10 protein-coding genes, 4 tRNA genes and 1 riboswitch are annotated in these 9,291 nt (G+C 45.1%); of the genes, 7 read left to right on the forward strand and 7 right to left on the reverse strand.

Translation table 11 applies throughout. The annotated features are described in order from the left end of the window. Positions 1 to 132: 132 nt before the first annotated feature. From ACQCT8_RS15945 to rocF, 3 genes are all read right to left on the reverse strand, one after another. The gene (locus ACQCT8_RS15945; protein ID WP_426872719.1) at positions 133 to 765 is read right to left on the reverse strand and encodes a zf-HC2 domain-containing protein; all 633 of its coding nucleotides are present in this window, start codon (positions 763 to 765) and stop codon (positions 133 to 135) included. A gap of 14 nt (positions 766 to 779) precedes the next feature. After that, positions 780 to 1,343 (reverse strand): RNA polymerase sigma factor SigW, encoded by a 564-nt coding sequence (gene sigW, locus ACQCT8_RS15950; protein WP_278241049.1) that lies wholly within the window; start codon positions 1,341 to 1,343, stop codon positions 780 to 782. A 252-nt stretch (positions 1,344 to 1,595) separates the two neighbouring features. Further along, entirely contained in the window at positions 1,596 to 2,498 is a 903-nt protein-coding gene (rocF, locus tag ACQCT8_RS15955; protein WP_426872722.1) for an arginase, read from the reverse strand. Between the two features lie 274 nt (positions 2,499 to 2,772). Next, positions 2,773 to 2,879, forward strand: a riboswitch (SAM riboswitch). Between the two features lie 86 nt (positions 2,880 to 2,965). On the opposite strand from rocF, the gene ACQCT8_RS15960 reads away from it, so the two are divergent. The 7 genes from ACQCT8_RS15960 to ACQCT8_RS15990 all read left to right on the forward strand — a co-directional run bounded on the left by ACQCT8_RS15960 (position 2,966) and on the right by ACQCT8_RS15990 (position 8,769). Then, positions 2,966 to 3,676, forward strand: a complete 711-nt coding sequence (locus ACQCT8_RS15960; protein ID WP_426872724.1) for a phosphoadenylyl-sulfate reductase — start codon at positions 2,966 to 2,968, stop codon at positions 3,674 to 3,676. 18 nt (positions 3,677 to 3,694) lie between these two features. Beyond that, positions 3,695 to 4,774 carry an anion permease gene (locus ACQCT8_RS15965; RefSeq protein WP_426872726.1) on the forward strand — a complete coding sequence of 360 codons (1,080 nt, stop codon included), beginning with the start codon at positions 3,695 to 3,697 and terminating at the stop codon, positions 4,772 to 4,774. Between the two features lie 17 nt (positions 4,775 to 4,791). Continuing rightward, positions 4,792 to 5,940 (forward strand): sulfate adenylyltransferase, encoded by a 1,149-nt coding sequence (gene sat, locus ACQCT8_RS15970; protein ID WP_426872728.1) that lies wholly within the window; start codon positions 4,792 to 4,794, stop codon positions 5,938 to 5,940. A 10-nt stretch (positions 5,941 to 5,950) separates the two neighbouring features. After that, entirely contained in the window at positions 5,951 to 6,550 is a 600-nt protein-coding gene (cysC, locus tag ACQCT8_RS15975; protein ID WP_426872730.1) for an adenylyl-sulfate kinase, read from the forward strand. A 77-nt stretch (positions 6,551 to 6,627) separates the two neighbouring features. Next, entirely contained in the window at positions 6,628 to 7,404 is a 777-nt protein-coding gene (gene cobA / locus ACQCT8_RS15980) for a uroporphyrinogen-III C-methyltransferase (protein ID WP_426872732.1), read from the forward strand. A 17-nt stretch (positions 7,405 to 7,421) separates the two neighbouring features. Then, a complete protein-coding gene (locus ACQCT8_RS15985) occupies positions 7,422 to 8,177 on the forward strand; it encodes a sirohydrochlorin chelatase (RefSeq protein WP_426872734.1) in 756 nt (251 codons plus the stop codon). Next, complete coding sequence (locus ACQCT8_RS15990) at positions 8,158 to 8,769, forward strand: precorrin-2 dehydrogenase/sirohydrochlorin ferrochelatase family protein (RefSeq protein ID WP_426872737.1); 612 nt, start codon at positions 8,158 to 8,160, stop codon at positions 8,767 to 8,769. The genes ACQCT8_RS15985 and ACQCT8_RS15990 overlap by 20 nt, the downstream gene beginning before the upstream one ends. A gap of 75 nt (positions 8,770 to 8,844) precedes the next feature. Here the strand turns inward: ACQCT8_RS15990 and ACQCT8_RS15995 are convergent. The 4 genes from ACQCT8_RS15995 to ACQCT8_RS16010 form a co-directional block, all read right to left on the reverse strand. After that, positions 8,845 to 8,917: transfer RNA gene (locus ACQCT8_RS15995), tRNA-Lys, on the reverse strand. Between the two features lie 3 nt (positions 8,918 to 8,920). Beyond that, positions 8,921 to 8,995: transfer RNA gene (locus ACQCT8_RS16000), tRNA-Gln, on the reverse strand. A gap of 66 nt (positions 8,996 to 9,061) precedes the next feature. Continuing rightward, positions 9,062 to 9,145 (reverse strand) — tRNA-Tyr (locus tag ACQCT8_RS16005). Between the two features lie 23 nt (positions 9,146 to 9,168). Next, positions 9,169 to 9,244: transfer RNA gene (locus ACQCT8_RS16010), tRNA-Thr, on the reverse strand. Positions 9,245 to 9,291 lie beyond the last annotated feature (47 nt).

Here is a 9,291-nt window from a genome sequence, read left to right on the forward strand (position 1 = left end):
TGTTTTAAACTATGTCATTATAACACACCTTATACGGTAAGTCCGCATTCTCTCCCGGCAGCGGTAAAATTATTAGATGACAAAAAAAGAGGATGCATCTGAATTCGTTCAGATGCATCCTCTTTAAAACAGCTATTCATTATTATCCTCTGATTCAAACAAATCACCAAGCTCATTAAAAGCTGATTTTATATTGTACCAAAGCCATTCAAAGGCCTGGTCCACTTCTTCTATCTGACCGGTAATGGAACCGGCGCCTGCTACGTAGCGTTCTCCATTAATAACGGTTACATTTCCATCTACTTGACCTTCAACCCGCAGATCACCGTTTCGGACGACCATGTCGCCCTTAACCACTTCACCTTCAGGCACAACCACTGTATGGCCTTCTACCACGACATTGTCGTTATTAGTAAAAGCAAATTTATCCTCGCTGTTCCAGGCTGTCAGGAGACTTCCGCCCATTAAAATTAAGAAGACGGCTGCAGCTGCAAAAAATGGGTTGTTTTGAAACCATCTCTGCATGCCTGCTTTTTTCTTTTCCTTCGGCAGGCGGCTCATCACATTTTGCGTAAAGCCGGTTGGTGCTGTTATATGGGATGTGCTTTGTACAAACGCAATCGTCCGTTTTAATTCCTGAAAATGAGTCCGGCACGCTTCACAGTTCTGAAGGTGCTGCTTTAACTCATTTTCCTTTTCATATGACAACTCTTCATCTAGATATTCATGCATCAAATGCACGATTTCTTCAGGACAAGTGTTCATAGAACTCACCCTCTCTACAATGTTCTTAACTGCTTTCGGAGTGCTTCGCGCCCCCGGTGGATCCTCGTCTTGACAGTGCCAAGCGGCAGATCCAGAATCTCACTGATTTCTTTCAGTGAGAGTTCTTCAATATATTTTAAAACGATCACCGTACGATATTTATCAGGCAGCAACGAAATTTCTTTTTGTATTGAGCTCTGTAACTCCATTGACTCCACTTCTTCTTCCGGCAGCGGTTCATCCGTCTGAATCTGGGAGTACATCGTCAACCCCTCCGTACCAGCTACTTCAGCATCTAAAAAGTAATCGGGCTTTTTCTTTCGGATGCGGTCGATGCACAAATTCGTAGCAATTCGATAAAGCCAGGTGGAAAATTTACGGTCAATATCGAATGTATGAATATTTGTGTACGCCCGAATAAACGCTTCCTGTGAAATGTCCTCGGCTTCGTGCCGATTGCCCAGCATTCGGTAGCAAACATGGAACACTTTGTCTTTATATAGTTCCACAATTTCCCCAAATGCATTCTGATCACCTTTGAGTACCTGTTTTATTCTTTTTTTCACAATGAGTTCCATTTCTCTTACCTCCGCTTCAGCGGCTCTACCCTATGTACGTATTCTGTCCGCAAAAGGTTTCACACAATTTATTTGAAATATTTTTGTAATATATATGTATGTATGCTGATTTAATTCTGACTGTTGTGTCGATGTATACCTATTTGATTATACAGCTACAAAAGACCCTAGTCATCCCATTTTTTACAAAAAGCACAGAAGATTTATCAGAAAATAAACATAAAAAAACTGACCCGCAGGCCAGCTTTTTTATTACAGCAGTTTTTCACCAAATAACGAACCCATCAATGCAACTGCCACGCGTGCTGTTTTATTTTTTTCATCCAAAATAGGATTTACTTCCACAAATTCAGCAGATGTCAGGATATTTGATTCTGCCAGCATTTCCATAGCCAAATGGCTTTCGCGATAGCTGATCCCGCCGATAACCGGTGTTCCCACACCCGGTGCATCCATTGGATCTAATCCGTCGAGATCAAGAGATAAATGAACGCCGTCTGTTTTTTCTCTTAAGTATTCAATGGCATCCTCCATCACACGGGTCATGCCCATGCGATCCACTTCATGCATCGTATAGACACGCATGCCTTTTTCTTTAATCAGCTCCCGCTCTCCTTCATCAAGAGACCGTGCTCCAATAATGACAATATTCTCCGGTCTTACTTTTGGCGTGTAGTCCAGAATGTTCACAAGATCCGGATGGCCGATGCCCAAGCTCACTGCAAGCGGCATGCCATGGATGTTTCCGGATGGTGAAGTATCCCCTGTATTCAAATCACCATGCGCATCATACCAGATGACCCCAAGATTATCGTAGCGCTGACTGATTCCAGCAAGCGAGCCAATTGCAATACTGTGATCTCCGCCAAGAATCAACGGAAAATCCCCTTTATCTTTCACAGATTTTACTTTTTGAGCCAGTTCAGTACTGCCCTTTACCACTGCATCTAAATTCCGCAAATTGGTGTCCGCAGTATGTACTCGCTCCGGCTGGTCAATGCGGATATCCCCGAGGTCTTCCACTTTATGCCCCAGGTTTTCCAAACGTTCAATCGCACCAGCATACCGGATGGCACTTGGGCCCATATCGACGCCTCTTCGCATCTGTCCCAAATCCATCGGTACTCCAATGAGTGAAATATTTTTCTTTTCCATAAAACGGATCCCCCTTACCATTATTTCTTTTAACCACTGTCATTGTAACGCTTTCACCACAAGTGACTCAACCAAGCAGAGTCATGCATATATATGCGTCAGGAACATAGTGTAAAAGAAAATCATAGTATTTAGGGAGGATATAAAGGAGTTAGTAAGGCAGCTAAATAGCTGGGCCTATGTTCTTAATTTAAAAATATTTTCAATTTACGATTTATTTAAGGTTGACTATTCATAGTGGTATGGTAGGATTATTCACAACAACTTCATAACTAGCTTATCCAGAGCGGCTGAGGGACTGGCCCGTCGATGCCGCGGCAACCTGCTAATTTTGCAAGGTGCCAACTCCAGCAAAATGAAAGCCATTTTGGAAGATAAGGTGCAGACATAGATCATGCGCTTTTCCTAAATGGAAAAGCGTTTTTTTATTTAACCTTATCCTTCTATAAAGGAAAGGAGCGGCGCATATGAACGCTGTCAGCTACGACCAATGGAAGCCATGTTCGGATGCTTTCATCATTGACGGGGACACAAAAGGGGCAAAAGAAGTACTGACCTGGGCGTACGAAGCTTATTCGGAAACGGAGATTGTGTATGCTTCAAGCTTCGGAGCAGAAGCTATTGTCTTGATTGATCTGATTGCCGGAGTACAACCCGATGCTCATATTGTCTTTTTAGACACCGCTCTTCATTTCCAGGAGACCTATGACGTCATCGCTAAAATCAAGGAGCGTTTTCCCACCCTGAATATTGAGCTGAAGAAACCGGCGCTCACCCTTGATGAGCAGCGTGAAGCCTATGGTTCAGCTCTATGGAAAAAAGATCCGAATCAATGCTGCCATATTCGCAAAGTTCTTCCGTTAAAAGAAGCATTGGGGTCAAAAAAAGCATGGATTTCGGGTCTGCGCCGGGAACAATCGCCGACAAGAGCACATACCGAATTCCTTAACAAGGACGAGAAATTTCAAAACATTAAAATCTGTCCCCTAATCCACTGGACCTGGGAAGAAGTCTGGACGTACATTGAGGCACATGATTTACCATTTAATGCGCTGCATAAACAAGGGTATCCAAGCATTGGCTGTTTTCCCTGTACAAGTGCTGTGTCAGCTGACGGAGATTCCCGCGCCGGCAGATGGCAGCAAAACAGCAAGACAGAATGCGGCTTGCACACTTGATGAAAGGAGGTCGGTGCGATGCTCTCTGTCATCGCGATCTCAATCGGACTGTTTTTTGCTTTTAACATCGGAGCGAGCGGTGCAGCCGCTACGATGGGGATCGCCTATGGCTCAGGCGTCATTAAAAACCGGTTAATGGCACTTGGTTTATGTGCTGTAACGGTCTTTTTTGGCGCATGGCTTGGCGGTGGGGAAGTCGTTAAAACCATCGGCAGCGGCATCGTTCCTAGCGATACGTTTACTGTGACCATTGCGGTGATCGTGCTGGCATCCGCTGCCCTCTCCCTATTTTTAGCCAACATCTTTGGCATCCCGCTCTCCACCAGTGAAGTAGCCGTTGGATCAGTTGTAGGTGCCGGGATTGTGTACCACTCTGTATTTTTTGGAAAGCTTTTATGGATTGTGTCCTTTTGGCTGCTGACACCCGTTGCAGCCTTCTTCATAGCTATTGCTGCTGCAAAATGTCTGGAACTGAAAAAAGTAAAGAGCTGGATAGCTAAGCCTCATTCAGCAAAATACTTAGCACCTGCCGTCATTTTTATGGGCTTATTTGAAGCTTTTTCAGCGGGAATGAATAATGTCGCGAATGCGGTTGGGCCTCTTGTCGGAGCCGGCTTATTGACCACAGGCGACGGAATTTTATGGGGCGGTCTCTTTGTGGCACTCGGCGCACTTTTTCTCGGCCACCGCGTCATGGAGACGAACGGGAAAAAGATTACATCCCTCAAGCTTGAGGAAGGCTGTGTGATTTCAGGCACCGGGGCAAGCATTGTAACAGCCGCTTCCTTATTTGGAATCCCGGTTCCCTTAACACAAATCACGACTTCTTCCATTATTGGCATCGGTTTTGCCAAGCAAGGAAAAGCAGTCTTAAAAAAATCCATTGTCGTGCAGATGCTCACCGTATGGGTCGTATCACCCGTTCTGTCGATGGTGTTATCTTATACGATGATTTTACTGCTTGTTGAACAGAATTTTTACCCCATCGTTGCATTAGTCGGTGTGATCATTTCGGTTTTGGGTGTTCTGTTTTTAGTCAAACGTCCGGCTCCTGTCTTAACGATCCCGGCTGATGCCGGAGCAGAAAATAAACGATAAAGGAATGGTGAAGTAAAATGACATACCTGCCTGAGCCTCATGGAGGAACCCTAATTCAAGCTTATGAACCAACGAAGAATTTATCTTCCATAGAGAAGGAGCTTCAAATAGACAGTATTTCATTAAGCGATTTAGAAGGCATCAGTGTAGGCTTATTTAGCCCCTTGACCGGGTTTTTGGGAAAAGAGGATTATGAATCAGTCGTCCGGAATATGCGTTTAAAAAATGGTACAGTCTGGCCCATCCCCATCACGCTTCCTGTTTCCACCGCTTATGCCGAAACATTAAAAAAGGGAGAACAAATTGAGCTGGTTCACAACGGACAGACTTACGGAGTCATCACGGTTTCGGAATGGTTCACACCTGATTTAAAAAAGGAAGCTCTTGAGGTGTACAAAACAGATGACCCTGCCCATCCAGGCGTTAAACGGTTATTTGAACGCGGCCCGGTGTATGTGGGAGGCGATGTGGTACTGACTAAGCACCCTGAAAAAGGAGTGTTTGGGGATGTATGGCTTAAGCCAAAAGAAACCCGGGCTTTATTTAAAGAAAAAGGCTGGAAAACAGTGGTCGGGTTTCAAACCCGCAACCCCATTCACCGGGCTCATGAATACATTCAAAAGGCGGCTCTTGAAACAGTAGATGGACTCTTTGTAAATCCGCTGGTTGGAGAAACAAAATCAGATGATATTTCAGCAGATATCCGCTTAAAAAGCTACCGGGTGCTGCTTGATCATTATTACCCGAAAGACCGTGTTCAGCTCGGGGTGTATCCGGCTGCTATGCGGTACGCCGGGCCAAGAGAAGCCATTTTCCATGCCATCGCCCGCAAAAATTTCGGGTGCACCCACTTTATCGTAGGACGGGATCATGCAGGGGTTGGGGATTACTATGGAACGTATGACGCTCAGCATATTTTCAGCGAGTTCACAGAAGAAGAGCTTGGCATCAAACCGCTCTTTTTTGAACACAGCTTCTACTGCAACAAATGCGAAGGGATGGCTTCAGATAAAACCTGTCCGCACGGCAAAGAAGACCGAGTCATTCTATCCGGAACGAAAGTCAGGGAAATGCTCCGTGCCGGCGAACTCCCTCCCTCTACGTTCAGCCGAAAAGAAGTTGTCAATGTACTGATAGAAGGAATCCGGCAAGAAGCCATCTCATAGGAGGGAAAGCATGACGAAATCAACGAATCTTACGTGGCACTCAGCCGCCATTACAAAACTTGACCGCCGTGTTCAACACGCCCACGGGAGCTGTACACTCTGGTTTACGGGCCTTTCAGGATCAGGCAAATCCACAATCGCAAATGCTGTTTCTGCCGCGTTATATAAACATGGAATCAGTGAATACGTACTGGACGGGGACAATATTCGGCACGGCCTGAATAAAGATCTTGGTTTTACAGATGAAGACCGAACTGAAAATATACGCCGGATTGGAGAAGTCGCCAAGCTGTTTGTCGACAGCGGCAAGGTGGTCACGACTGCCTTCATTTCCCCCTTTCAATCCGATCGGGATCAAGTGAGGGCGTTGTTTGAACCGGAGGAGTTTATTGAAGTTTTCGTTGACTGTCCACTGGATGAATGTGAGAGGCGTGATCCTAAGCAGTTATATGTAAAAGCACGCAGAGGCGAAATTAAAGATTTTACCGGGATCGACTCCCCCTACGAAAAACCGGCTGCACCAGAAATCACTATACGATCAGACCAGACGACAGTTGAGGAATCTGTAAATCAGGTTCTGGATTATTTACGAAGAAAATCAATACTCTAAAGACGCTTTTTAATATGTTAAAATTGTCCTAAAGCCAAGAAGATACGGAAAACAGATTAGGGAAAGGGGAGAAAAGGATGACAGGAAAAGTATTTTTAGTAGGAGCAGGTCCCGGTGATCCTGAATTAATTACGGTCAAAGGCATGCGCTATCTTCAACAGGCCGATGTGATCCTCTATGACCGCCTTGTGAATCCCGAACTGCTTGACTTTGCAAAGCCTGACGCGCAGCTGGTTTATTGTGGGAAACTTCCGCATTACCATACGATGAAGCAGGAAACCATTAACCACTTTCTTGTTAAATATGCTAAAAAGGGATTGAACGTTGTCCGCTTAAAAGGCGGAGATCCTTTTGTTTTCGGCCGCGGCAGTGAAGAAGCTGAAGAATGTGCGAAAAACGATGTACCTTATGAAATTATTCCTGGAATTACAGCGGGAATTGCCGCTCCGGCCTATGCCGGCATACCGGTTACGCATCGTACCTTAAGCAAGAGCTTTGCCTTTATTACGGGTCATCAGGCAGGCGACCGCGAAGCTGAACATCAATGGCAGCATCTTGCCCAGGCAGTGGACACGATCTGCGTCTACATGGGAGTATCGCATTTGCCGGATATATGCCGCAACCTGATGCAGCACGGAAAATCACCTGATACTCCAATTGCTCTCGTCCATTGGGGCACCCTCTCAGACCAGCAGACAGTAGCGGGCACACTTTCCGATATAGAGGAGAAAGTAAAAAAATCCGGCATTTCAAATCCCAGCATGATTATTATCGGAGAAGTCGTAAAGCTCCATCACAACCTGAACTGGTTCAAAGAAGAAGTAGCTCCACATTTGCCAGCTGTACACGGGTGAAAAAAAGGAGAATGATAATGAAAGCCATTTTATACATCGGACACGGCACCAGATCTAAAAAAGGGGCAGAGGAAGCCAAGCAATTTTTACAAGCAGTCATGGAACACGTAAAAGCGCCCATACAAGAAATAAGCTTTTTAGAGCTTACCACACCTTTTATTGAAGAAGGCTTCCGCCGCTGTGTAGAAAGAGGAGCCACGGAGATTAAAATAGTGCCTGTTTTCCTCCTCACAGCCGGCCATATTAAACAGGACATACCAAATGAACTGGCACCATTGCTTAGCCGCTACCCTGACATATCCGTCACAACAGCAGATGCCCTAGGTGTTCAGGAAGTGATTCTGGATGCTATAGCAGAACTCGTCAAACGCCATGTAAAAGATTCCATCTCTTTATCGGATTCTATTTTACTTGTCGGCAGAGGAAGCAGTGATCCGCAAACCCGCATTGCGTTTGAACAAATAACAGCCGGGATCAAAACAAGACTTGGCATAGCAGATATAGATGTATGCTATCTGGCAGCAATTGAACCTACCTTTGACCAGGGGCTGGAAAAAATCACTGCAAAAGCAAAAGGGCGGATCATTGTGGTGCCTTATTTATTGTTTGGCGGTCTACTATTAAGTGAAGTACACCAGAAAGTGAAGCGGAACCAAAAGCTTGGCCATAAGATCTCCTGCACGGATTCATTAGCCAAACACAAGGTGATCCAGCAGATTGTCATTGATAGAGCCAATACACAAGGAGAGCCCTATGCAGCCGTTAATCATTAATCTTACCGAAAAAAAAGTAGTCATTGCCGGTGGAGGAAGAATTGCGGCTAGAAAAGCCAGGGTTCTCCATGGTGAAAATGCTTTGATTACATTTGTGGCCCCAGAAATGTCTGAAGAAGTCATTCAGCTTTCAGAAGAAAAAAACTATACTCTTATATATAGGAAAGCTATACAGGCTGATTTTTATGAAGCAGCACTTGTGATTCTCGCGACTAATAATCGAGAGGCCAATCAGGCTCTGGCTAAAGCCCTTCCCTCCCATCAGTTTGTTTGCGTGGTGGATGAATTTGAAGAAGGCAATGTTACTTTCCCTGCAACAATCAGACGCGGGCATCTGCAGGTAGCTGTGACTTCGAATGGGTCAAGCCCAAAACTGACACGGAAACTAAAAAAAGAACTTGAAGCACAATTTGACTCCAGCTGGGAACCCTATACTGCTTTTTTAAAACGATGCCGAGAGCTGATCAAGCAGCTGCCTCTTTCGTTTGAAGAAAAAAGCGAACTACTGTGGGAACTCCTCGAAGACCCCTATCGTATAAGTGAAGAAGAACAAAAGAAAAAATGGAATGAATTATATGCTAGGAAAAAGTAAAACCATGTCAGCTGCTGACATGGTTTTACTAAACGAAAAAAATCTCTCACCACATTAGGATGAGAGATTTTATGATGAGCCATGTAGGATTCGAACCTACGACCCTCTGATTAAAAGTCAGATGCTCTACCGACTGAGCTAATGGCTCATATGGCTGGGCTAGCTGGATTCGAACCAACGCATGACGGAATCAAAATCCGTTGCCTTACCGCTTGGCTATAGCCCAATGAGTCAATTTACTTAAGTATGCCCAAAATCGATAAAGGCCATGAATCAATTAAGTAAAAAAAAATGGTGGAGGGGGGCAGATTCGAACTGCCGAACCCGAAGGAGCGGATTTACAGTCCGCCGCGTTTAGCCACTTCGCTACCCCTCCATATGTGAATATAAAAGTGAAACTGGTGCCGGCAAGAGGACTTGAACCCCCAACCTACTGATTACAAGTCAGTTGCTCTACCAATTGAGCTACACCGGCAAGATGGTGGAGAATGACGGGCTCGAACCGCCGACCCTCTGCTTGTA

The organism is Jeotgalibacillus proteolyticus (assembly GCF_050107735.1).
GTDB classification, from domain to species: Bacteria; Bacillota; Bacilli; order Bacillales; family Jeotgalibacillaceae; genus Jeotgalibacillus; species Jeotgalibacillus proteolyticus_A.

Excerpts from the sequence above, each read along its gene's own strand:
- ACQCT8_RS15945 (WP_426872719.1), bottom strand. The coding sequence starts at position 765 with ATGAACACTTGTCCTGAAGAAATCGTGCATTTGATGCATGAATATCTA.
- sigW (WP_278241049.1), bottom strand. The coding sequence starts at position 1,343 with ATGGAACTCATTGTGAAAAAAAGAATAAAACAGGTACTCAAAGGTGAT.
- rocF (WP_426872722.1), bottom strand. The coding sequence starts at position 2,498 with ATGGAAAAGAAAAATATTTCACTCATTGGAGTACCGATGGATTTGGGA.
- ACQCT8_RS15960 (WP_426872724.1), top strand. The coding sequence starts at position 2,966 with ATGAACGCTGTCAGCTACGACCAATGGAAGCCATGTTCGGATGCTTTC.
- ACQCT8_RS15965 (WP_426872726.1), top strand. The coding sequence starts at position 3,695 with ATGCTCTCTGTCATCGCGATCTCAATCGGACTGTTTTTTGCTTTTAAC.
- sat (WP_426872728.1), top strand. The coding sequence starts at position 4,792 with ATGACATACCTGCCTGAGCCTCATGGAGGAACCCTAATTCAAGCTTAT.
- cysC (WP_426872730.1), top strand. The coding sequence starts at position 5,951 with ATGACGAAATCAACGAATCTTACGTGGCACTCAGCCGCCATTACAAAA.
- cobA (WP_426872732.1), top strand. The coding sequence starts at position 6,628 with ATGACAGGAAAAGTATTTTTAGTAGGAGCAGGTCCCGGTGATCCTGAA.
- ACQCT8_RS15985 (WP_426872734.1), top strand. The coding sequence starts at position 7,422 with ATGAAAGCCATTTTATACATCGGACACGGCACCAGATCTAAAAAAGGG.
- ACQCT8_RS15990 (WP_426872737.1), top strand. The coding sequence starts at position 8,158 with ATGCAGCCGTTAATCATTAATCTTACCGAAAAAAAAGTAGTCATTGCC.